Consider the following 25,098-nt stretch of genomic DNA (forward strand, 5'->3'; position numbering starts at 1 on the left):
CAATAATTCAAACAAAATCATGAAAAAAGTTCTACTTACATTTATTGCTGGTGCACTTTCAATCAGCTTTGCTGGTGCACAATGTACTCCAGATCCAGCCTTGGCTGGCGAATCATTTGGTCTGTTTCCAGATAGCTTGGCTACTGTTTACACTTTTCCAGGTGCTGGTGATCAAGTTCGCGTTGTTGATTTGGTTACTTTTGCTGATACCTCATTGCCAAATCCAATTAACCCAGCAGGTGGAGATATCGTTATCTACATCGATGCTTTCAAAATTGTTGATGTAAGAAACGTTCCTGCAGGAATGACTTACGGAACAAACATTCCTACGAATGACCCATCTGTCAATGCAACAACATCTCCTTGGGGAATTTGGTACAATGGAGGAACTGTTCCAAATCAAACACTTACTCAAGGTTGTGTTTATATTAACGGTACTGAAGGACAATGGAGTGCTCTTGCTGCAACTGAAACTTACGGTGCAGGTTCTATGCAAGGTGCTGTTCAATTGGAAATTGATGTTGATGCAAGAATTGCAGCATCTAATCCTGACATCAGCGCAATCATCGCAAACGGAGCTTGGTTAAGTTCAGTACCTGCTTCTTTTGGTGGTGGTGTTATTACTGTTGATTCTTACTGGTTGGTAGCTAAGGAAAGCGGTGTTGGCATTGCTGAAGTTGACGAAAGCAAATTCATGCTTGTTAACAGCTACATTGACAATGCAACTGGAATCACAAACATCGAGTTCAATGCTCCTTACGACATGAAAGGACTTGAGTTCAACGTTTACAGCGTTCTTGGAAGCAAAGTTCAAAATGTGAAGTTTGACGTTGAAAGAGGAATGAATGCTGTTAAATTCAACGGAACTCGTCATGCTGCTGGTCTTTACATCTACACTATTTCTGATGGAAACAGCATGCTTACAAGCAAAATGTACACTAACTAAGAATTAGTTGGTTTTATGAGAAGCCTCGCATCATTGATGCGGGGCTTTTTTATGCCATATACCCTCAATCGGGTATTGCTGCTGGGCAATTGGTAGGATAGATTTGCGTCACTATTTAAAATCAATCTAAATAATAAAAGCCTATTGCAAATCCTTACAAAATCATACCTCGCTGTCTCTTCAATACTCGTTTTCATTCTCATCATCACAGCTTCATGTAATCAAAATGAAGAAGGTGAATTAGAAGTTCCATTGACTTACTCCTTTGCGAGAAACGGAGTGTCTACGGTTGATTATTCAGGACAGACAGAGCGTTTGGACATGTTGACCATACTGGGTAATTACCTTAAAACTGCTAATACGGTTGGTGCGGCTCCATTGGACGCTGATGTGCTGAAAGCCATGTTCCGTAATCAGAACGATCCGTTTTCAGGTCAATCATTTGAGAAAGATCTGGTGTCGAAATGTTTTGGGCCTGACACAAGCTTTTTTCTTCAATTATTTGATGATGTAGCATTAGCAAGTCAATCTAGTACAACCGCATCAAACGGAGTGGCTGGAGTCTTGGTTGATGGAAGTAGTGATCCAAACAGTGGATATCGTGTGAATGAAAACGGAATAGAGTACAGGCAAGTGATCATCAAAGGGTTGATGGGAGCTGTTTTCTATTATCAGGCCATGGAAATTTATTTGTCGGAAGATCGAATGGGAATTGATGGAAATCTGGATTTTGAGACTGGAGAGAATTTTACATCAATGGAGCATTATTTTGATGAAGCCTTCGGTTATTTCGGAATTCCAACCGATTACCCTAATCCCGTGACGTTGGAAGATGCCAGATTTTGGGGTGAATACTGTAACACACGTGATGAAGGTCTTTATCCAGGAATTAATAATATAATCTCTACCGCTTTCCGAACCGGAAGGGCGGCTATTTCTGCGAAAGATTATGCGGCTCGTGATGAGGCCATTCAAACCCTGATGCAAAAATGGTCGGTTGTGATTGCCGCATCAGCAGTTGGCTATTTGAATGAAGGCTTGTCTACTTCCGGTACGCCTGTATACAAACGCCACCACGAAATGAGTGAAGCAATAGGTTTTATGCTTGCGCTTAAGTATCATTTCAATGGGGGAAACTCAAAATATCCACCACATTACACATATTCGCACATTGAAGATGCATTGGCAATTGTTGGCTTGGAATCCAATTTGTACGAGCTATCCGATGCACAGATTCAAATGGCCATTGACCACATAAAGATGGCATTCCCAACTGGAGAGATCAAATAATATGAAACGAATATTTATTGTGCTAAGCACTTTCCTTATCATTTCTACAGGCTGTAATCAGAAAGATGATCTGATTAATTGCGATTTTGATCAAGAAGCCATGTTGACCAATTATGCGGACAACATCATCATTCCGCGCTTTGAGAATCTTAATCTTGGGCTTGCTTTTCTGCATTCCTCTGTGCTCGCTTTTAAAGCAAATCCGACCGCTGGATTATTGGTTGAAATCCGAGTATCATTCGGAGCGGCTTATTTAGCATATCAGGATTGTAGCCCATTTGGATTTGGACCTGCCTTGATAAATGGGGTCTCGTTCCGAGAGCGGTTCAATACGTTCCCAACGAATGTTGCCGCAATTGAAGCAAATATCAGCAGCGGATCTACGGTTTTAGCGGGTTCAAAATCTGCTGTTGGATTTCCAGCCATTGAATATTTGATCTTCGGGGATGGCACGATGACCGAACAGCAACTTTTGGAAGCTTTCACAACTGGATTGAATGCTGACGCTCGAATGGCTTATCTAGAAGATTTGGCCACTGAAATGAAGAACACGGGCGCAACCATTAGTGAACATTGGGATTCATCGCGATCTGCGTTCATTTCCAACACTGGTGCTGCTGAAGGAAGCTCGATTTCACTGCTGGTCAACGATCTGAACTTTGATTTCGAGACGCTGAAGAACTTTAAGTTCAAGATTCCCTTAGGTAAGTTCAACGGTGGAGCTATTTTGCCAGAAACCGTAGAAGGTTATTATGCTGGTGGATCCATCCAACTGGCACAACGACAATTGCTTGGAATGCGTGAAATGTTTCTAGGAATTGGAAGCAATGGTGCTGATGAACTTGGGTTATATGAGTTCACGGAATGCGTAAAACCTTTAACCAATGATGAGCAACAACAAGGAATTGTTTCGTTGGCTGATGAGATCAAAGATCAATTCTTTTCTATTGGAGATGCAATGGATTTAGTTCCAGATCCAATGTCTGAAACGCTTGTTTCTGATAAACCGATTGTAGATGCTGTTTATTTACAACTACAGATGATGACTCCCTTGATCAAAAATGAAATGACATCTGCGATGGGAGTTCAGATCAATTATCAAGACAATGACGGGGATTGATGTCCTCCATCTTTAAGCATACACAACAGCTATTGAACCGTGAAGTGAGCATTGCGCCACTTGTCACGGTTCGCTTGCTTTTTGGGTTGATGATGTTCTTCGGAACTGTCAGATTCATCAGCAAAGATTGGGTCGATCAACTGTATGTTCAGCCACATTATTTCTTCCATTATTACGGATTTGATTGGGTCAAGCCGCTTCCCGAAAACGGGATGTATTTCGTGTTCGGCTCAATGGCAATCCTCGCCCTTTTTGTGGCAGCGGGTTTTCTTTATCGCATCAGTTCGCTGCTTTTCTTTATGCTATTCACTTACGCGGAATTGATCGATGTGACCAATTACCTGAATCACTACTATTTCATCAGCATATTCTCTTTTCTGATGGCATTGGTTCCTGCCCATCGCAGGTTTTCGGTAGATGGGTATCTGTGGCCAAAGATCAAGCGAGAAAGCATTCCGTTTTGGGTGATCGGTGCATTACGGTTTCAACTCGGAATCGTTTACTTTTTTGCAGGCGTTGCCAAACTGAATTTCGATTGGCTGTTCCGTGCCGAACCGCTTAGAACATGGTTTTTACCATTTACACAGTTACCGATTTTTGGTAAAATGTTCGGATACAGATTTACTGCGTTCATTTTTAGTTGGGCTGGGGCGTTGTATGACCTATCCGTTCCGTTTTTACTTTCTATGCGCAAGACTTTGCCATTTGCTTACGCAGCCGTGATTGGATTTCACATTATCACGTGGCTCATGTTTCCTATCGGCATGTTTCCGTGGGTGATGATCGTGTTGACGTGGGTTTTCTTCCCGATTCCATTCCACGAAAAACTGATTACAAAACTGGAGTCGTTTTTTCCGAAGGGAGGCGTTCAGACAGCAGCATGGAAACCCAGACTTGTCCAGCCGCTTGTTGTGTTTCTGGTTGTGCATTTCACCATTCAACTACTCGTGCCATTTCGTTATTTGCTTTATCCCGGTGAACTGTTTTGGACGGAACAGGGATTTCGATTTTCGTGGCGCGTTATGCTGATGGAAAAGTCTGGAAGTGCGCAGTTCTACGTTTCTGAACCTAAAACTGGTAGAACTTGGGACATCTACAATCCGCATTACCTTACACCGGTTCAGGAAAAGCAGATGAGCACACAGCCAGATCTCATCTTACAATATGCTCAGATTCTGGAAAGTGAGTTTCAATCCATTGGAGTAGTAGATCCTGTGGTAACGGCTGATATTTTTGTGAGCGTGAATGGGAAGCGGAGTAAGCGATACATCAGCAATAAAATTGACCTAACTAAACTGAAGGATGGTTGGGCGCACAAAACCTGGATTTTAGACAATGAATCAGATTAGTCGATTATCCATTATCCTTATACTGCTGCTGGTCAGTCATTTTGTGTACGCCCAGATTACTATAAAAGGGACCGTTACCGATGATAACGGTGAACCGATGTTCGGAGTGATTGTGCATGTTGATGGAATCACGGAAAGTTTTACGACCGATGATCAAGGTTCGTATAAGATCGTTGGCCTGAAACCAGGATCTAAGAATTTCACTTTTTTCCAGCCTGGTTACAAAAAAGTTGAGCGGACCATTGATCCAAAGAGTGGCACACATCGATTGGATGTACAACTTGCTCCACTATCGAAAGACCTCGAAGGCGTGGTTATTTCAGGTAAGAAGGAGGATTTAGAAGTGATGACCACGCTTCGACCTGTGGAAGGAACGGCCATTTATGCAGGAAAGAAAACCGAAGTGATTCAGATGAATAACATCACTGCAAACCTTTCCTCCAATCGGGCACGACAGATATTTGCACAAGTAGCAGGATTGAATATATGGGAATCTGATTGTGCAGGAATTCAAATTGGAGTAGGAGGTAGGGGACTCAGTCCGAGCAGGAACGAGAATTTCAACACACGGCAGAACGGGTACGACATTGCTGCAGATGCACTCGGCTATCCCGAAAGCTATTATTCGCCTCCGATGCAATCGATAGAACGCGTGGAAGTAGTGAGAGGCGCGGCATCGTTGCAATACGGGCCGCAGTTCGGTGGTATGATCAACTTCGTAATGAAGGAAGGCACGAAGGATCGGAAATTTGAATCAGAAAGTATTCAATCCATCGGATCGTATGGATTTTTCAATTCTTACAATGCTGTTGGCGGAACCATTGGCAGGTTCAATTACTACTCTTTCTTTCAATATAAATTAGGGAAATGCTGGCGTTGTAATTCCGATTTCGACAATTACACGGCTTATGCAGGTTTGCGCTATACATCTAAGAATGGCACGTCTGTAAAGATGGAATACACTCGAATGTGGTATCTGGTGCAACAGGCTGGAGGTTTGACTGATGCTCAATTCAATCAGGATCCGCAGGCCGCTTACCGAGACCGAAATTGGTTCCGCGTGAAATGGAACGTAATGGCGCTTTCGCTGCAACACGAATTTTCCTCAACCGCAAAATTGGATGTACGCTTGTTTGGCTTGATCGCTTCGCGCGAAGCTTTGGGTTTTCAAGGAACTCCAAATCAAAGTGATCCGATCAATAATCCCGGATCTTCCGCCATTCAGAAATTCAGGAATCTGATCTTAGGAAACTTCAACAACATAGGAGGCGAGTTCCGATTTCTTAAACGCTATCAGATAAAAGAACAGCCACAGATTTTTCTAACTGGCGTCCGATTGTATAAAGGATTCACGCAAAGTAAACAGGGAGCTGCAGATTCTACTGATGGGCACATTTTTGAATTCGTAGATGTTGTTGCAAACGGATCATCGTCAAGTTATCCGAGTGGAAATGTGGCGTGGTTTGCTGAGAATATCTTCAACCTTCATAAAAAGTTGAGTATCACACCTGGGGTTCGCATTGAGTTCATTGATACAAAGGCCACTGGTGAGTCGCGTACTGTTTACCGCGATCAGGCTGATAACGTGATTCTAGATAGTCTGCGAACAGGCGATACAAGACGACAACGATGGTTCCCGTTGTTTGGCGTTGGTCTGAGTTACAAACCTCTCAAAGGAATGGAGCTTTATTCCAACTTTTCGCAGAACTATAAGCCGATCAACTTCAACGATCTGTGGGTCTCCAATCCAAGTTATCGGATTGATCCTAATATGAAGGACGAAACAGGATTCAATGCCGATCTCGGTTTGCGAGGCAGAATAAAGAACGCGTTCCAGTTTGATGTAACAGGTTTCCTTATGATGTATAACGACCGCATCGGTTACATACAACAGGTTGATCCAGAATTGTTCAGCGTTTACAGGCTTCGCACAAATGTCTCGAATGCCCGAACGGTTGGCATAGAAAGCTATTTGAGATGGAACGCTGTGGAAACCTTCTTGCACAATTCAGATTGGAAGTTGGGAATCTTCTCAAACGTAACTTGGCTTGACGCCAGATATGTTTCGTCAGACGAATCTGCGTTTAGAAACAATCGGGTAGAACTGACGCCTTCGTTCCTTGTTCGTGCTGGATTAGATCTTGGATGGAAAGATATTAAGCTCTCTTATCTGTATTCTTATACAGCCAAGCAATTTACAGATGCAACCAATTCTGTTCAGACAAGCAACGCTGTAAATGGTGTCGTGCCGTCTTATTATGTAATGGACATCAACATGACTTACAAAATCTGGAAGTTCAATTTTGGGGCAGGAGTAGAGAACCTTACGAATAATATGTACTTCACGAGGCGTGCAACCGGATATCCTGGCCCAGGCATCATTCCTTCATCAGGAAGAACCTTTTACCTGACCGTTGGAATAAAGGTGTAATTCGTAATAGTTTTTGTAACCAATTGTGCCCGAATTAAGTAAGAAGGCATCAGATAGAATGGGAACCAGTCAAGAGCACATTTCGTTATTTGTCGATAAACCCTCTGAAAATGAGGGTTTAAGGCTCGTTCGAGACGTTGTCTGTTCCTGCTAATTTTTGTTACTTGCGAACCATAATAACCAGACATAGGTCATGACAAAAAGTAAATATTCAAACAAGTGGATCGGATACAGTGGCGCACTTGCGCTTGCTGCCATTTTTATGGTCGGCTGTGTATCTGACGTAAAGAAAGACGATGGAGGAGAGGGCGTTGCTGAAGTGGATTCTTCGGCTACTAAGTTGATGACCATTGGAGGAAGTATGTTCAGTATTCCTTCTCCAATTCAAACAGCCATGCTGATTGAAAAGTCAGGTTCAGATTACAATAAAGGTTTTTTGAATGATGCCAAAAAAGTGACCACTTACGCTACCAACTACCAAAAAGCGCTCAACTTGGGTGTTTACGGAGCTGATGTTGGTTACGTTACCATTTACGATCAAAGTCAGGATGCCATCAAATATCTTGGAGTCATCAACAAATTGTCTGATGAGCTTGGTATTACTGGTGCATTTGATGAGAACACCATCAAACGATTTGAGAACAACTTCGGAAAGCGAGATTCCATGCTGAACTTAGTAGCAGTTGCTTATCGTAATTCAGATGCTTTCTTGAAAGATAACGACCGAATGAATGTTGGAGCCTTGGTTCTTGCAGGAGGTTGGATTGAGACTCTTTACTTCTCTACTCAAATTGCAGTTAAGGATAAGAACAAAGATGTGATCAATAGAATTGGCGAGCAGAAGTACACGCTGAACAACATCGTTAAAATGTTGACTCCTTATTACAATCAACCAGAGTATGACGTGTTGGTTGATGACCTGATTGAGTTGGCTTACGATTTCGATGCGATTGATATTCAATACTCCTATGAAAAACCAGTAGTTGATATTGCCAATAAAACTACCAAGATCAACAGTAAGACCACGGTGGTGATCACTCCTGAGCATCTTCAGGGAATTGCCGATAGAGTAAAAATGATCAGAAACAAAATAGTAGGCCAATAATGAGAACGATGACACTAAGAACACTTATGGCCACCCTTATTGTGGGATTGGCGTACGTTGGAAACGTTTCCGCGCAATGTGATTCCATTGCAAAAATCTGCGCTGACAACATTACTGGAGATTACATTTCTGATGGGCAGTCTTATCGGGCCCTGTTAAATGGAGATCAAGTTGCTGAATTCCGTGCTACTTTCTACGGAGGAAGCACTTACAGAATTGCAGGTTGTAGCGGGTTTACAGATGGAAATCTCATTTTCGAGATCTATGATGAAGACCACAATCAACTTTTCGCAAGCAGCGAATACAAGAACACGCCTTACTGGGATTTTCAGTTTGGTTCTACCGTTGATTGTACGATAGAGGCGAAATTGAATACGGTTAATGTGAAATCCGGTTGTGCCACAATGGTCATCGGCTTCAAATAGCACCTAATCTTATTACGCGATTCGCGTAACCAAAGGCATCCTTACCCCGTTGTAAGGATGCCTTTCTTTTTTAGCGCCTATGAGTGAACGTATACTAAAAGCCTTAATGCAGCTCTTTGCCTTGGTAGCCAAGGACGAGAGCTTTTCCGATTCAGGAAGGAAGGTCGTTAGGGTTTTTTTAGAACAGCAGCTTAATAAAGAGCTTGTTCTTCAGTATCTCAATACGTTTGACGATTTCTTTAAGGAATATCATGGCGATACAGATGAGCTTGACGAAAAGAAGAAGAAGCGAATCTCCAGAAGTTCGGTTAAGATCCTTAAGATCTGCATGGCCATTAATTCTGAGCTTACGCAGAAGCAAAAGATCATTGTGCTTTTCAGGTTGCTTGAGTTTGTCAATTCTGACGGATCAATAGACGGACAAGAGCTTGATTTCGTCAACACTGTTTCTGATTCATTTAACATTGATGAACAGGAATTCTTACGCTGTCTTCGTTTCGTTAAGGCTACGCCAGGCGACCAACACGATTCGGATACGATTCTAGTGGTTAGCAATCAGAAGAATCAAGCATTCGAGCGCGCGCATCACATTTATTCCGAATCACTGCATGGGGAAATTCGTGTGCTTCATGTTCAAAGTGTAAGTCTTTATGTATTCAGGTATTTCGGCACGGAAACCCTGTTTATCAATGGGCAGCCGGTACGTTCCGGAACGGTAAATATTCTGTCTCAAGGATCATCCATCAGAACTTCTGGTCTTGCGCCTATTTATTACAGCGATATCGTTGGCCGATTTATGCGCGCCACGGTCGATCAGGCGTTGGTGTTTGAAGCAGATAAGATTGAATTCACTTTTCCTGGTGGAAAAACGGGCTTACATCGACTTGAGCATAGGGAAGGTTCTGGACAGTTACTTGGTATTATGGGAGCCAGCGGTGCTGGAAAATCCACTTTGCTCAATATTCTTAATGGCACAACAGCTCCAACAAAAGGAGCCGTTAAGATCAATGGCGTTGATATTTACAAAGAGCCCGAAAGGGTAAAAGGACTTATCGGATACATTTCTCAGGATGATCTTCTTATTGAAGACCTGACCGTGTTCGAGAATCTATATTACAACGCGAAGTTATGCTTTGATGGATTCACGGAGTATCGTCTTACCAAAATGGTGATGGCAACGCTTAAGAATCTAGGATTGCATGAGATAAAGGACCTGAAAGTTGGAAGTCCGCTCAATAAGAAGATCAGCGGTGGGCAGCGCAAGCGACTGAATATTGCTTTGGAATTGATTCGAGAGCCATCCATCCTATTCGTAGATGAACCAACATCAGGTCTGTCATCGCGCGATAGCGAGAACATTATGGACCTCCTGAAAGAACTGGCTTTGAAAGGAAAGCTGGTATACGTGGTGATCCATCAGCCATCGTCAGACATTTATAAAATGTTTGATAAGCTGATGATCTTGGATACGGGCGGATATCCTGTTTATTACGGAAACCCGATAGATGCCATCAGTTACTTTAAAGCGCAGATAAATGATGTGACCAGTAATGACGTTGAATGTCATAATTGCGGTAATGTGAATCCGGAGCAGGTGTTCAACATCATTGAGGGAAAGGTATTGGATGAATACGGGCAGCTTACTCAATTGAGACGAGTGAAACCGGTAGATTGGAATGAGAAATTTCTGAATTCCGGTAAAATGGAAGCGGAATTGGCGGATAAAAGCAGTCATCCGGGAACGCTTCCGAAAGCTGCAACCATTCCGTCAAAATTCACCCAGTTCGTGGTTTTTATTACGCGTGATGTTAGGTCGAAATTGGCCGATACGCAGTATATGTTGATCAATTTCCTTGAGACACCTGTGCTTGCAGTCATTCTTGCATTTCTCGTCAGGTATTTTGCCAATGATGAAGTAGGATATCTGTTCCGAGAGAACGACAACATCCCTGCATACATGTTCATGTGTGTGGTTGTGGCCTTATTTTTTGGTCTTACCGTTAGTGCTGAAGAGATCATTAAAGACAGGAAAATCCTTAAACGGGAGAAGTTCTTGAACTTAAGTAGATCCAGTTATCTGGTATCTAAGATCATGATCATGTTCTTCATTTCATTTGCTCAAACCCTTTCGTTTATACTTATTGGGAATGCGATCCTTGAAATTCAGGGCATGAACATGGCTTATTTTCTCGTCTTGTTCTCTACGGCTTGCTTTGCCAACATGTTGGGCCTTAATATTTCAGCCAGTTTCCGAAATGCAGTCACCATCTACATTCTCATTCCATTCCTCATCATTCCACAATTACTATTAAGCGGTGTTATTGTGGAATTTGACAAATTGAACCCTGGATTTTCTTCCAATGAATATGTGCCGATAACGGGAGAGATCATGGCTTCAAAATGGGCTTACGAAGCACTGGCAGTCCATCAGTTTAAAACGAATAAATACCAGAATGATCTGTTTGAATTCGATAAGACGATCAGCGAAGCGACATTCCGAAAGGATTATTGGATTCCTGAACTGAAGAAGAAGGTGATTTCGCTTGATGCTGAATCAATGGATCAGGATAAGCAGATCAGTACGCTTGGTCTTATCCGTTCTGAATTGATCAAAGAGAATAACTTCAATCAGGATCTTCAATTCGCAAAGGTTGATGAACTAACTCCTGACAAGCTTTCGGCTGAATTGCAAACGGAACTAAGAGAGTACTTAGATCGACTTGCAAAGCATTACGTGAAAAAGCGCAATACGGTTGATGCTGAAAAAGATGGGTTGATTGCTACCAAGATCAAAACTCCAGAAGAACGCGAAGCATTTAATCTTCTAAGAGACGATAATTACAATGAGAGTTTAGGTGATCTTGTGCTTAATAGTTCCGATTTCTATCGGATCATAGAGCGCGATGGCAAGTTTATCCAGCGCTTACATCCTATCTATCAGGATCCTGTTGGAAGTAACCTACTTCGATCTCATTTTTTTGCTCCTAGAAAAATGCTTTTCGGCCATTACATTGATACGTATTGGGCCAACGTGCTGGTGATCTGGTTGATGTCCATTTTCCTGATGGTCACGCTCTATTTCGATGCGCTTTCTAAGCTGCTCAATTTCATTGGCGGACTGGGCGAGAGGATTTCGGACCTACGCGAAAGGAAACGGAAGTAGCTACGTTGACCTTCTAAAAACATCAGTTGTCGGGCTAAACAAGGCAACTATTGTTAACTATGTTTCCAAATCTTGGATTTCGGCCATAAGTGCTTGAAAAAGCGCTGCATGCATACTAATTTCGGAGAGTAGCTTTTAAGTTACACTCAACCCCTAATTATACACGAATGAATTTCCGCTTATTGGCTCTTTTGTTGAGCCTTTTGTTCACCTGTCAGCTCAGCTCTCAGGCACAGATCAATGTTGCTAATGTTGAAATTGTCAGAGACAATTTTGGAGTTCCACATATTTTCGGGAAGACCGATGCAGATGTTGCTTACGGTTTAGCTTGGGCAACTGCCGAAGATGATTTTGGCACGGTTCAACAATTATTGTTGGCGGCAAACGGCCGACTTGGTGAAGTGACAGGTAAAAATGGCGCCTTGCTTGATTTTATGGGCAAGATAGCGCAAGTAGAAGAGCAGGTCGAAAAACGATTTGACGGTACGTTTTCTGAGCATTATCTGGAATATCTGAATGCATACACCGATGGATTGAATCGTTTTGCAGAATTACATCCAGACGAAATACTGCGGAAAGGCCTTTTTCCCATCACTCCTAAAGACTTGGTCAAGGCAAATACACTCACCTTGGTTTTTCTAACGAGCGTTTATGTTGAGATTCAGCAGATCTTCACGCGTTCCATCGTGCTTTACGAACGAACTATAAAGTATGATGGAAACCTTCCCGATGGTTCGAATGCCTTTGCAATCAATGGAAACAAAACCGCTAACGGACACACCTATCTTGCCATCAATTCCCATCAGCCTTTGGAAGGGCTTTTTTCTTGGTATGAAGCGCATTTGGTAAGCGATGAGGGAATGAACATTTTGGGAGGAACATTTCCAGGAGGAGTCAATATTTTTCATGGTGTAAATGAACATTTGGGATGGGCAGCAACGCTCAATCATCCCGATCTGTGCGATGTCTATAAATTGGAAATGAATCCGAAATCAAAATTGCAATACAAGTTTGATGACGGTTACGAAAATTTGGAGACGTTCAAAGCCAAAGTGAAGGTAAAACTTGGGCCACTTCGCGTTCCTGTTACCCGTAAATTCTACCGAAGCAAGCACGGAGTTGTCATCAGAAATAAAGATGGTTTCTATGCGCTCAGATTCCCAGCCAATATGGATCTGGCAGGGACAGAACAGCTGTATTGGATGAACAAGGCCGACAACTTCGATGAGTTCAATAGAGCCTTGGCATTGGGGCATTTTCCCGGAACAAACAACATTTACGCAGATGGTGAAGGCAATATCCAATATGCGAGTCTTGGTATGTTCGCGTACAAAGACTCCACTTACGATTGGCTTTCTGTATTGCCCGGAAATACTTCCAAAACACTTTGGGAAGAGAAGTTCCATCCTGTTTCAGACCTTCCTCGTTACGTAAATCCTACATCGGGATATCTGTTCAATACCAACGGAACGCCATTTGTGGCCACTGCGGATGAGGAGAATCTGAAATCATCCGATTTTAACAAAACCTTCGGGTATCAAGATGAGAGCAAGATCAACAATCGCACGATCAGATCTAAAGAAATACTGAGTGGCTTTGACAAGATGACTTGGGAAGATTTCAGAACACTCAAGTACGATCAAACTTTCAATGATGAATGGGCGACCTTCAATATCAACAACATGAGGACGATTGAACAATTGGATCCCGCCAAATATCCTGATCTGAAAGAAGCGATTGAGGTTGTTAACGCTTGGGACCATACTGCCAATGTGGAAGACACAGAAGCAGCTTTGTTGATTCTTGCTTTCAATAATTTGGCTGCCATCATCATGTCAAACGGAATGCAATACGCATCCAATACGATTCCTGAAGAAAAGTTTGTGGAAGCTTTGCTTGATGCCAAGAAACACATGTTGAAGCATTTTGGTGCTTTGCGCGTACCATTAGGAGACGTTCAAAAACACGTAAGAGGCGATAAAGTGATCGGAGTGGGTGGAGCCCCTGACGTGATTGCGGCCAACTTCTGCAAACCTTACAAGAAGGGAATGATGAAGACCTTTGTGGGCGATTCGTACATCATTCTGGTTGATTTTGATGAAAATGGAAAACCAACCATTGGAAGTATCAATGCATTTGGTGCAAGCAACAGACCAGAAAGCGCGCATTACAACGATCAGATGGAACTCTGGGCTGCTCAGAAAACCAAACCTATGACCTTGGACAAACAAGAGGTTTACGAAAAAGCAGAGCGCGTTTACCATCCTGAATGATCTTTCATTTTGGTCTGAGTTCAAGTAGCAGGTAGTTGCTTGCAAATGTTTTAGTCGAAATGGTCAAGCCGTGAGAGGTGGAATCTCTCTACTTTTACATTGATAAAAATCTTGGATCATGAAAGTCATTAAGTCCTTATTACTGCTTACGCTCCTAGGTGTTTTCAGCCTTCAATTGTCGGCACAGAACCAGCTAGAAGATGTGGTTTATTTGAACAACGGTAGCATCTATCGCGGTGTGATCATTGAAGAAGTTCCGAACGAGAGCCTCAAGATCCGGATCATGGGAGGAAGCGTAGTTGCCATTGCTATGGGTGATATAACGAAGAAGACCAAAGAGCCTTTTTATACGGAAGAATCACCAGCGCCCGAAACTGTTTCTCCTGTGCGAAATGAACCAAGGCCAGAGCGTGTAAAAACACCATTCGAACCAAGAAAGAAAGGCTACTTTTTCCAAGGGCAATTGATGCTCGAAATTCCACAGGCAGGGGTTAGAGTAGTGAACGGTTACAAATTCGGACGCTTCGGACATGTGGGTATTGGTGTTGGATTGGACCTCGTGGGAGGTTCCGTATTCAATGGTCCGGTCAATGATCTGGATGTGACTGATCTGGCTGGTGTTTATCTGCCTTTGTACCTCTACTATGCTGGAGACATCCTGCAAAGTCGTATCACACCATTCTATGCCATTGAGGCTGGCTATACGCACCCACTCAATTCTGGAAGTTTTGGTGGCGGCAGATTTGTAGACGATGGCTTTGGAGGAAGCAGTATTACGCTTGATAGAGGTATTGCCATGGGTTCTGTGGGAGTAGGAGTTCGGTTCAATACGGCCCGAAGAGTCAATTTTAGCCTCTTGCTGAACGTAGAGATCAAAAGCGTGCAGTATTCTGAGGAATATTACATCTACGATGATTTTAGTGGCGTGTATGATAGCTATGGAGTTCAGAATCAGAATGCCACGCTTATCATTGGCGGACTTCGATTTGGCATCGGATTCTAACGGGCCCACGTAAAAACCAGATTAAGTTATTTCCCAAAAACCACTGTGTGAATCAGAAGATACTATTTGTAACTCCTCCGTTCACACAGCTGAATACGCCCTATCCGGCCACTGCGTATCTTAAAGGCTTTCTGAACACCCAAGGAATTCCTTCTGAACAGATGGATCTTGGCATCGAAACCATTCTTCAGTTGTTTTCAAAACAAGGATTGGAGCAGTTGTTTGACGCTGCTACAGAAAAGATACGATTGGCCACTCCGAATGCCGAGCGCATCTATGATCTGCGAGAGAGTTACATCCATACCATTGATCCCGTCATTCAGTTTTTGCAGGATCAAGATCCAACCTTGGCCCATTTTATCTGCGGAAGGAACTTTTTGCCGGAAGCATCGAAGTTTGAACAACTCGAAGACCTTGAATGGGCCTTTGGCTCCATGGGAATCCGCGATCAGGCTCGACACATTGCTTCCTTGTATCTCGAAGATCTGGGTGATTTTATAGTTGAATTGATCGACCCTCATTTTGGCTTCAGTCGCTATGCCGAACGCTTGGGCATTTCGGCCAATTCCTTTGATGAATTGTATGCCGAATTGAAGGCACCAACGAGTTACATCAGCGAGGTGATGTTATCGGTATTCGAGCAACGGATTTCGGCACTCAAGCCAACGCTGGTTTGCATATCGGTGCCCTTTCCTGGCAATCTATTTGCCGCCTTCAAATGCGGACAATGGTTGAAACAAACGCACCCTGAAATTAAGATCGCGATGGGGGGCGGTTACCCGAATACGGAGCTGCGTTCGCTGAGCGATGCCCGCGTATTTGAGTTTGTCGATTTTATCAGTTTGGATGATGGCGAAGCACCGATGTTAGCGCTTCTCGATCACTTGGATGGAAAGACGGAGCTTCCAATGCTCAAACGAACCTTTGCGTTGATAGACGGAAAGGTGAGCTATTGCAACGGCAGCCTCAGTAAAGACATTCGGCAGGAAAAAGTAGGGACGCCTGACTATGCAGGCCTTCCGTTAAAGAAGTATCTATCAGTCATTCAGCTTACCAACCCCATGCACCGCCTTTGGAGTGATGGTCGTTGGAACAAGCTTACCATGGCGCACGGTTGCTATTGGGGCAAATGCACCTTTTGCGATATATCGCTCGATTACATCAAAAACTACGAAGCTTCTTCTGCATCACTTATTGTTGATCGGATGGAAATTTTGGTGCAACAAACGGGCGAACGGGGCTTCCATTTTGTGGATGAAGCCGCTCCGCCTGCATTGATGAAAGCGGTGGCCTTGGAAATACTGCGTAGAAGGTTGGTGGTGAGTTGGTGGGCCAATATCCGATTCGAGAAAAGCTTTCACTACGACCTCTGCCGACTGCTTGCCGCATCTGGCTGTATTGCTGTTTCGGGTGGTTTAGAAGTAGCTTCTGATAGACTGCTGAAACTGATTTCTAAAGGCGTATCGGTGCAACAGGTGGCGGTTGTGAATGAGAATTTCAATAGAGCCGGCATTATGGTGCATGCTTATCTGATGTATGGATTCCCTACTCAGACGGAGCAGGAAACCATCGACTCCTTGGAAGTTGTGCGGCAGTTGTTCGAAATGAATGTGCTGCAATCTGCCTTTTGGCATCGCTTTGCCATGACGGCCCACAGCCCTGTGGGCATGTTCCCTGCGCAATTCAAGGTGAAGACAGTGACGGAAGGAGTAGGCACCTTTGCAAATAACGACCTCGTGCACGAAGACCCGACAGGAGCCGATCACGACATGTTCAGCGAAGGTCTCAAGCGCTCACTTTACAATTACATGCACGGAATTGGCTTCGATCTTCCGCTTCAGAATTGGTTCGACCACGAGGTACCGTCAACCAACTTGCCGCCCGATCTGATAGAAAGCTATTTGGCCGATCTGCCTTATCGCGAGATGAAGGACAGCCACTTACTCGTTTGGATCGGTGGGCCAGTGATGTTTGATGCACAGTTTTCGCTACTTACCATTATTGGCAAGCAAGAAGGTGTGCAGATGGAATGCAGCCCCGAGGAAGGGGAGTGGTTGGCTGAAAAGCTCAACCTGATGGCACCAACCAATGCGAAGCCTATCACTTATCAATTGCTACAGGAAGCGTACGCAAACAGCGGCCTTCACGATTTTACCGCCTTCTGGTATGATGGACTAATGGAAGAACTGAGAGAAATAGGTCTGTTGATCTTGTAGAGATTGCTTCGTTGGCCTTATTCAAAGAAAAAGGGCCCCTCAGCTTTCGCCAAAGGACCCCATCCACCTACATAAGATAAAGCTTAGTGCTTTATCAAGCGTTTAGATTCTACTGTTCCATCTTTAGCTATTACTCGCACGAAGTAAACACCTGCCGGCATCATCGATACGTTCAATTCGGTAGCGTTTATACCAAGTACTGGGGTTGATTTCAGCAGCCTTCCAGAAATGTCGAGCAATTCAATTTGAGATAGGTCTGTGCCATTTACGGTAACCACCGTTGAAGCTGGATTCGGATAAATGGTCATGGTTTGTTGTTTTTCGGTTTCGTCAATTCCTGTGCAAAGCGATACGTTGACGTTCACAACATCTGTGTATTGGTTATCGAATTCGTCATAGGCCTCAACCATTATCTGATGATCCCCTGTTCCCAATTCGGTAGCATCGATAGTGAATGATGGCAGGTTGCTGTTGTTATGGGTCCATAGGTAGCTGCAAAGACCACTTGCAGCGCTTACTGTTTGGGTTTCCCCAGTACACATAACGAGGTTGTCTTCCGATACCAGATCAATATTATCACGCATCATATCTGAACGCAATTCGCAGATGCTCAAGGCACGGTCCCAAACCTTTAGGTCATCCATAACACCACTGAAATATTCACCTGAAGTACCTAAGGCACCGATTGTCCAAGGGGCAGTGGTAAATGTTGGGCCAGTTGCAGGCGTAGTGCTCTGGAGTTTATTTCCGTTGTGGTAGATGGCCATTTCGGTACCATCCCAGGTACAAGCAATGTGATGCCAATCTGTTCCGATGATGGTAGCCGTAGGCGCTATGCACCAGACGTATGAGCCAATGTAATAGTGGGCAGTCAGCTTATTGGCCTGAACGCGAAGCACGATATCTCGACCAGTTTGAGTCTTCGAAACAATGGTATGGATTCCTGCACCGTTATCCACTTTGATCCATGCAGAAATGGTGAATGCACTGGCTAGAGCTGCGTACTCAGTAATGTATGGTACCACCGTTTTGCTGCTTATACCATTGAAACGGGAAGCTTTGCTGGTCTGACCCCAACGATCGGTTGCTGCAGTTACACCGTTTGCAGTCCCGCTATTTGCATTCGGAGAGATATCCAATCCATTATTGTCTAATGGCATTTGTAGAACGATATTCTCATGCATTGGAACAAAAGCCGACATAAGACAGGCAATTTCATCTTCGGGTGTAGTGTAGGCTCTAATTTGAACATCATCTATGTGGCCATTCAATCGTTCAGCACTTCCAGTAGCAAAAGAGCCGATTCTCAAGTTTCCAGCATTCTGAAAATCGGGTCCGCCAGTTAGCACAAGGTCTTTTTTCAATTGACCATTCACATAAATGCGCATCTCGTTACCATCCCATGTGGCGGCCAAATGTTGCCAAGTATTAAGGGATATGACAGATGAATCGCAGGTAACGAAGCTGATACCATTGGAAGAGTTAGTGAAATGAACCTGCGGCTTGCCCGTATCGTCAAATCGGAATACGATGTCGCGATGACTGCCGTTCAATTTGGAGATGACCGTATTGTATTGTTGGAATGCCGTAGGATAGATCCAAGCAGCCATGGTAAAGGAGTTATTCATGATAGAAAAATCCTCTGGATTCGAAATGGAAACATAATGGTTAATTGAACTGAAACTCAATGCTCCTTGTGAACTTTGGTCTTGCCCTGTTGTGTAGCTCGGTCCGCTTACGGTAACCGTATGGAAGTAAAGAGATTCATCGATGGCAGAACCACTGACGATAGGTAGGTTCACCAATTCGTCCAGGTCAATGCACTGTGCTCTGACGCTTGCGGTCCATGCAAGTAGACTCATAATGCCCAAAAGGCTCAGTAAAAAAGGTACATGTTTTTTCATGATGTGTTGTTTTGTGGATTAATATGCCACAAGTGTAGCCATGTGCCATTGGTACATTGGGTCTACTTCAACAACTGTTATGAAAGCTGTAATAAGTGTTTGGAGCTTTGTATGTTGTTCCGAGGAACAAGGATTACGCACTGAGATGCTTCCTTCTTCAGCAAGACAAAACGAAATCTGATTTCAGAATTTACTTTCTGACTTATGACTTGGGTCTTAACAAAATGGGCTTCCTTCCCTTATAGCCGTTTCATCAGTTCGTCCTTCTTTCTTACGGAAATAGGCACCTTATGGGCTTGGCTGAGGTGTACCGTCAGGTTAACCTTATCAATGCGGTGGATGTGTGCCAGATTGATGAGGTGCGAGTGATGGATGCGCGCAAATCCACTAGGGGAGAGCAGCTGCTCATATTCCTTTAGGTTAGTGGAAACAAGAATTGGACGAAGCATTTCCTTTACAAAGAAACGGGTGTATCGGCCATCGGCCTCGCAATGGATGATGTCTGCAATTTTGAGGACGTAGATGCTGTCTAGGTCTTTGAGCACAATGCGGTCTTTTATGCCCGATGCATGTTGAAGCATTACATCTATCGGGTCTCCGCCAAGATTTACCAACTTGGTTTTGGCGCGCTCTATGGCCTCTACCAGATCGTCTGGGTCTACGGGTTTTAGAAGAAAGTCGCAGGCACTCATACGAATGGCTTCAATGGCATAATGCTGATGGGCCGTGACGAAAATGACCTCGAAATTCCGGTTGGGCAGTTGTTTCAGCAGGTCGAAACCCGTTCCATCGCCCATTTCCACATCCAGAAAAAGCAGCTCTGGCTGAAGCGTTTCAATGGCTTTCTTTGCTTCTTCTACACCACTTGCTTCGCCAATGAGCTCCGTTTCTGGAGCATACAATTGCAGCAATGCCCTCAGCGCTTCGCGCACATTCTGTTCATCATCTACTATCAGTGCTTTCATGTCTGTGTAAATGGGATTTTGAAAATTACTTCAGTCCCCGAACCATCTTCATTGGCATCTCTTATCTCTAACGAGTATTTGCCTTTTCCTTGTCGGTTAAGCAATGAGATACGTTCTTCTGTGATGACGGTTGCAAGCGATTTCTTGTCTGCTACTTTAGGGCCTTCTTCAGCTGCACGTTTTCGGCCAATGCCGTTGTCTGAAAGCTTCATTATCAGACGATCACCTTCCAACTCATACTTAAGTGTGATCTTACCGTTATCCATGTTTCGGATACCGTGCTCAATGGCGTTCTCAATAAGTGGCTGCAGAATCATTGGAGGAACCTGAACTTCTTCTGGAATCAGTTGATCATCAATTTCCACATCAAACTCGAAACCGTTGCTGAATCTCAGTTTCTGAATTCCAACGTATAGTTCTAGTGCATTCAACTCCTTATCGAGTGTTATCTGTTCTTCCTGGTTGTACTCGAGGAATGCCCGCATCACCTTGGCAAAATTGGAAAGGTAGCGAACGGCTTCGCGCAGGTCTTTTCCGCCTAGCATGTAGTTCTGCACGGCTGTGAGTGCATTGAAAATGAAATGTGGGTTCAGTTGAACACGCAAGGAAAGGAGGCGATTTTCCAGTGTTTCGCGTTCTTGCTTCAGCAAGCGCTGTCGCGATACGAAATAGATGGTTCCAGCTACCAGAAGTGCTATTACGATGAGGACGATGATCCAAATGTTCCGCTGTTTCACTTTCAGCTCCGATATCTGATTCTGCTGCGCCAGATCACGCAGTTGCTGTTCCTTTTTCTCGGTTTCGTACTTCGTTTCGAGCTCGTTCAATATGCGGATGTTCTCTTCGCTGGCCAATGTATCAGCGGCATTCTTGTATTCAACCATATACCGATACGCATCCTCAAACTTTCCGGCTGCAGCGTAGGCCAAATGGATCTGTTTAAGCACAGATTCGGTGCGCTGTAAGGAGTGTTCGTTTTTGGCATAGGCCAATGACTGCTCAAAATCGGCAACGGATTGCTGAACCTTACCCAATTTCAGATAGGCGATTCCTCGGTAATGGAGTGCCGATGAAAACGTGTGGTCGTGCTTCAGTATACCTTCAAAAGAGAGAACCTCATTCACGTATTCGATGGTTTTCTGGTAGTCTTCCTTGCGATTTGAAATGTTGGCAAGATGATTCAGTATCTGGGTAGTGGTCTTTGAGGTTCCGAACTCCCGACTCTTCGCCAGTATTTCAAGCCCCAAGGTTTCGGCTGTGTCCAGGATTTCGCTGTTCAAGTAATTCACAGCCAAATTGGAGGCCAGCGTGAGAGTTTTCCGGTCCTTGATCACCCCTCCGCCCATCGCGAAGGCTTTCTTGCTATAACCGAGTTGTTCCTCCCGTTCACGGATCTTGCCGAATAGGATTCCGATATTGGTATATACATACGAGAGCATGCTGGAATCCTTCTTTCCTTCGAACAACTTGGCAGACCGGAGCAAGGTTTCCATTGCCTTCTTAGTACTATCCAAGGCCGTATATACCGAGCCGATGTTTATCAGTACCTGAGCTTCAGCCACCGTATCGTGCAGCTCAATGGCCAACTGCCTATTCTCGTTGAAATAGCGCATGGCCTCTGCAAAGTTGTTTTCTCTGATGTAGGTAACTCCCAATACGGAAAGTGCCTCCATTTTCCCTTCTGGGTTTTGGGTTTCTTCCGAACAGGTAAGCAGCCTGGAAGCGAAATACCGCAACGAATCGTTTGCATCATAACGTTGCGAAAACAGTTTCACGCTGTCCATGTAAGCATGGCACATAGCAGTGTCTGCCGCTTGGGCATGGGCCTGCGATACAGATAATGGCGTGCATAGGAAACACGCCACAACAAAAGCCATGGTACGATGTAGGTGGATCATCACTGTAAATTTCTCATCTTCTTACGAAGAAATGGAATTCGGGTAATATGTGTTGCCAATGGAGTAATAAGTGTTGCCAGCAGAAGCGGTTTATAGAAAAGATAAGCATGGTAAGCCACCTTCAGCAACAGCAAGGTGAAACGCTTTTTTACCGTTTGGGGCGTGGCCCGATCTTTGCCTTCGTTCTCACTTTCGTGTTGATATTGCTGTTGAAGTAGAATATTGGAGAGCTTGCCTGAGCAGAACTAGACTGGCGCGATGCTTCCTTATTGAAGAAGTACTTTTGCGCTTGATGTCGCACGCATTCAGAACCATTTCAGAAGCAACAGAAGGCCTTTTTAAGGACAAGGGCTCCAAGTTCTTGGCTTACGCATTTCCGATTTCGAGTGTGGAGGATGTAAGACCGTATTTGGAACGATTGAAGTCCGAACATCCATCGGCAAGGCATGTGTGCTACGCGTATATGCTGGGAACAGATGGAAACGACTATCGGGCCAATGATGACGGAGAACCGAACGGAACAGCCGGACTGCCCATTCTCAATCAGATCAAAAGCAAGGATGTGACCAATGTGCTTGTGGCCGTAGTGCGTTATTTCGGTGGAACCAAATTGGGTGTTTCTGGTTTGATTCACGCCTATAAGGAATCGGCCAAGGAAGCCCTGGAGAAAGCCGTTGTTATCGAGAAGGTTCCAACCGTCACCATCACCGTTCAATTTCCACATTCGAGCATTGGCGAAGTGGAACGACTTATCCGTCAGAATGGATGGGAAGTGAAAAACCGAGCGTTTGCCATGGATTGCACATGGATGGTTGAAGTCATTGACGAACAGCAGGCTGCCGATGCACTAGCAACTGTTCAAGGCTTAGTGCAGTGCGAATAATAAGTAGCGCGATTGGTTCGTCAGTTGTCAATCTTGCAAATACCTCTCCTTCACCACATTCATGTGATGTATTTCGTGACCGATGATGATGAAACCAGCGGCCGCGGCTGTCAGCGGGTTTCCATTTGCTTTTCCAACACGGTTCAGTGCCTCGTCCGTAAAACTGTTGAATAGGAGCATGGTGGCATTCCGTACGCTGAAAAACTCATCGACCAATTCTTCCATTGAACGAGAATCTGCCGCAGAATGTGTGGCATATTGGTTCTCGTCATAGCCGGGTAGAGGAGTGGTTTCGCCTCGGGCAATGGCCAAGGCACGGTAACTGAAAATGCGCTCGGTATCGATGATGTGCAGCAGCAGTTCTTTTATGCTCCATTTTCCTTCGGCATAACGGTAGTTGCCTTGTTCTTCCGTCAGGTTGAGCCAAAAAGCGTAGCTTTCTTCTGTGATGGCATTAAAGGCTTCGGACAGGTCGGTCTGCGGAACCAGATCAATATATCGACCGAAATAAGTTCCGTAAGTGCTTGGGTTTGGTTTCATGAAAGTGCTTATTGCTCAGGTTACCTCATACAAAGGGGTGGTAAAGATCGGGGGATTTATTTTCTGTACACCAACAAAATTCCTGATTAAATGGCGCGCTCTACCATGGCTATCGCTACTTCAGACCCTACAACATGCGATCAATTGGCGCATTCACTTTTATTGGTCCTTGAATACTCATTTGGGTCATACACTCTATTCGAAAGTGTTGCACGAACCTTTATGTTGCCCGCTGGTGCAGATGATTCACCATAGATCCATCTCACCGTATAGCTTGTTCCTTCTGGATGGTTCTTATCTAATGCGCCACTTGCATAATACGAGTAGCTGTAATGGATGATGTATTCGCCAAGATCCTCGTCAAATCTCAAAATTGTTTCTTTGGTTCTAAGGTCCGATGATGGGAAATATCCCAATGGAGTTTCGAAACTTGGAATAATAGAAGGCACCTCCGTAGTGCGTGCACGCGCACTGTCTTCCCATTCAAAATAGATGAACATCAGTGCGTGGCATGCAGCATCTGCCGTAAAATCTCCATCCTGATCATAGTTGTTGATACTTCCAACAGCTCCTTGTGTGCTGACTATGGCGCTTTGATCGATGTACGCCTCCGCTTCGCATTCACAAGCTGATATCTCATCATCTTCGCAACCTTCGCAACCGGAAATGAAGAGCGCCATCATGGCGTATCCTAAAATGTATTTTGATTTTGTCATCGTATCTAATTTGATGGCAAGATGCCGTACTTTTCAGCTGTATTTCATGATTTCCGTCATCCGATAAACTGAGAAAATAGATGTTCGCTAAAACCCCACCAACCCCGTATTACACGGTCATTTTCAGCTCGCAACGCACAGATGTTGAAGAAGGATATACCGAAATGAACGATTCGCTTTGGAATGACGCGCAGAAATTGGAAGGATTCATTGGTGCCGAGTCATTGAGAGGCGGAGATGGATTTGGCGTCACGGTCCTTTATTTCAAAGACAAGGAAACGATACACGAGTGGTCGAAATACCAGAAGCACCTGCGTGCCAAAGAATTGGGAAAGGAGAAATGGTATGAAGGCTACCGCGTTCGGATCGCCAAAGTAGAGCGGGAGTATGGCATGGGCGAATGAACTTGAGATCAGAAATAGCTATTAGACCTCCTAACTCCTAAGCACTACTTTAGCGCGCCTAAATATCCCAGAAGCATGACATTACTAAGCGCCTTCCGAATCCTAGCCATTTTAGAAGGCATCAGCTATCTGTTGTTCGGTATTACCATGCCGCTTAAGTATGTGTATCAGATTCTTGAGCCCAACTACTATGTTGGAATGGCCCATGGTTTTCTGTTCATGTCCTATTGTGTTTTAGGCCTAAGTGCCGCTATCCATTACAAATGGAAATTCGGTTTTAGCTTCATGGTCTTCGCTGCTTCCTTGGTTCCCTTTGGCACCTTTTACTTAGATGCCAAGTACCTGAAATACAAGGCGCATTGACGGTTCCTGTGTAGCGTGGAATGGGCAACAACCTTTCTGCGCTTCAAGACACTTGATAAAGCATAGCGATCTTTCAACAATTGACCGCTGAATTACGTTTTCAC

Annotated in this window: 19 protein-coding genes; 14 read left to right on the forward strand and 5 right to left on the reverse strand. The window is 44.3% G+C overall.

The genetic code is table 11. From position 1 onward, the window contains the following. The first annotated feature begins 19 nt into the window (after positions 1-19). The 11 genes from K9J17_13660 to K9J17_13710 all read left to right on the forward strand — a co-directional run bounded on the left by K9J17_13660 (position 20) and on the right by K9J17_13710 (position 17,321). A complete protein-coding gene (locus tag K9J17_13660) occupies positions 20-946 on the forward strand; it encodes a hypothetical protein (GenBank protein ID MCF8277775.1) in 927 nt (308 codons plus the stop codon). A 144-nt stretch (positions 947-1,090) separates the two neighbouring features. Next, the gene (locus K9J17_13665) at positions 1,091-2,236 is read left to right on the forward strand and encodes a DUF4856 domain-containing protein (GenBank protein ID MCF8277776.1); all 1,146 of its coding nucleotides are present in this window, start codon (positions 1,091-1,093) and stop codon (positions 2,234-2,236) included. A gap of 1 nt (position 2,237) precedes the next feature. After that, complete coding sequence (locus K9J17_13670; protein ID MCF8277777.1) at positions 2,238-3,356, forward strand: imelysin family protein; 1,119 nt, start codon at positions 2,238-2,240, stop codon at positions 3,354-3,356. Next, positions 3,356-4,705, forward strand: a complete 1,350-nt coding sequence (locus tag K9J17_13675; protein MCF8277778.1) for an HTTM domain-containing protein — start codon at positions 3,356-3,358, stop codon at positions 4,703-4,705. The genes K9J17_13670 and K9J17_13675 overlap by 1 nt, the downstream gene beginning before the upstream one ends. Then, a complete protein-coding gene (locus tag K9J17_13680) occupies positions 4,692-7,136 on the forward strand; it encodes a TonB-dependent receptor (protein MCF8277779.1) in 2,445 nt (814 codons plus the stop codon). The genes K9J17_13675 and K9J17_13680 overlap by 14 nt, the downstream gene beginning before the upstream one ends. 193 nt (positions 7,137-7,329) lie before the next feature. Continuing rightward, positions 7,330-8,241 (forward strand): hypothetical protein, encoded by a 912-nt coding sequence (locus K9J17_13685; GenBank protein MCF8277780.1) that lies wholly within the window; start codon positions 7,330-7,332, stop codon positions 8,239-8,241. Between the two features lie 8 nt (positions 8,242-8,249). Next, positions 8,250-8,666: a hypothetical protein gene (locus K9J17_13690; GenBank protein ID MCF8277781.1), complete on the forward strand. Its 417-nt coding sequence runs from the start codon at positions 8,250-8,252 to the stop codon at positions 8,664-8,666. Between the two features lie 79 nt (positions 8,667-8,745). After that, positions 8,746-11,829 (forward strand): ATP-binding cassette domain-containing protein, encoded by a 3,084-nt coding sequence (locus tag K9J17_13695; protein ID MCF8277782.1) that lies wholly within the window; start codon positions 8,746-8,748, stop codon positions 11,827-11,829. Positions 11,830-11,996: 167 nt separating this feature from the next. Then, entirely contained in the window at positions 11,997-14,102 is a 2,106-nt protein-coding gene (locus K9J17_13700) for a penicillin acylase family protein (GenBank protein MCF8277783.1), read from the forward strand. A gap of 118 nt (positions 14,103-14,220) precedes the next feature. After that, positions 14,221-15,105, forward strand: a complete 885-nt coding sequence (locus tag K9J17_13705) for a hypothetical protein (protein MCF8277784.1) — start codon at positions 14,221-14,223, stop codon at positions 15,103-15,105. Between the two features lie 47 nt (positions 15,106-15,152). Next, positions 15,153-17,321 carry a radical SAM protein gene (locus K9J17_13710; protein MCF8277785.1) on the forward strand — a complete coding sequence of 723 codons (2,169 nt, stop codon included), beginning with the start codon at positions 15,153-15,155 and terminating at the stop codon, positions 17,319-17,321. Positions 17,322-17,404: 83 nt separating this feature from the next. Here the strand turns inward: K9J17_13710 and K9J17_13715 are convergent, their stop codons facing one another. The 3 genes from K9J17_13715 to K9J17_13725 all read right to left on the reverse strand — a co-directional run bounded on the left by K9J17_13715 (position 17,405) and on the right by K9J17_13725 (position 22,088). After that, a complete protein-coding gene (locus K9J17_13715) occupies positions 17,405-19,225 on the reverse strand; it encodes a T9SS type A sorting domain-containing protein (GenBank protein MCF8277786.1) in 1,821 nt (606 codons plus the stop codon). 239 nt (positions 19,226-19,464) lie between these two features. Further along, complete coding sequence (locus K9J17_13720; GenBank protein ID MCF8277787.1) at positions 19,465-20,190, reverse strand: LytTR family DNA-binding domain-containing protein; 726 nt, start codon at positions 20,188-20,190, stop codon at positions 19,465-19,467. Further along, positions 20,187-22,088, reverse strand: a complete 1,902-nt coding sequence (locus K9J17_13725; protein ID MCF8277788.1) for a histidine kinase — start codon at positions 22,086-22,088, stop codon at positions 20,187-20,189. The genes K9J17_13720 and K9J17_13725 overlap by 4 nt, the downstream gene beginning before the upstream one ends. Positions 22,089-22,380: 292 nt before the next feature. Here K9J17_13725 and K9J17_13730 point away from each other — a divergent pair, with 292 nt between their 5' ends. Further along, positions 22,381-22,971: a YigZ family protein gene (locus tag K9J17_13730; protein MCF8277789.1), complete on the forward strand. Its 591-nt coding sequence runs from the start codon at positions 22,381-22,383 to the stop codon at positions 22,969-22,971. A 27-nt stretch (positions 22,972-22,998) separates the two neighbouring features. Here K9J17_13730 and K9J17_13735 read toward each other — a convergent pair whose 3' ends face one another. Continuing rightward, a complete protein-coding gene (locus K9J17_13735; protein ID MCF8277790.1) occupies positions 22,999-23,511 on the reverse strand; it encodes a DinB family protein in 513 nt (170 codons plus the stop codon). Positions 23,512-23,651: 140 nt separating this feature from the next. Then, the gene (locus tag K9J17_13740) at positions 23,652-24,227 is read right to left on the reverse strand and encodes a hypothetical protein (GenBank protein ID MCF8277791.1); all 576 of its coding nucleotides are present in this window, start codon (positions 24,225-24,227) and stop codon (positions 23,652-23,654) included. 80 nt (positions 24,228-24,307) lie between these two features. On the opposite strand from K9J17_13740, the gene K9J17_13745 reads away from it, so the two are divergent. Next, positions 24,308-24,631, forward strand: a complete 324-nt coding sequence (locus K9J17_13745; protein ID MCF8277792.1) for an antibiotic biosynthesis monooxygenase — start codon at positions 24,308-24,310, stop codon at positions 24,629-24,631. Positions 24,632-24,706: 75 nt separating this feature from the next. Then, complete coding sequence (locus K9J17_13750) at positions 24,707-24,994, forward strand: DUF3817 domain-containing protein (protein ID MCF8277793.1); 288 nt, start codon at positions 24,707-24,709, stop codon at positions 24,992-24,994. Positions 24,995-25,098 lie beyond the last annotated feature (104 nt).

This window comes from Flavobacteriales bacterium (assembly GCA_021739695.1).
Taxonomy (GTDB): Bacteria; Bacteroidota; Bacteroidia; order UBA10329; family UBA10329; genus UBA10329.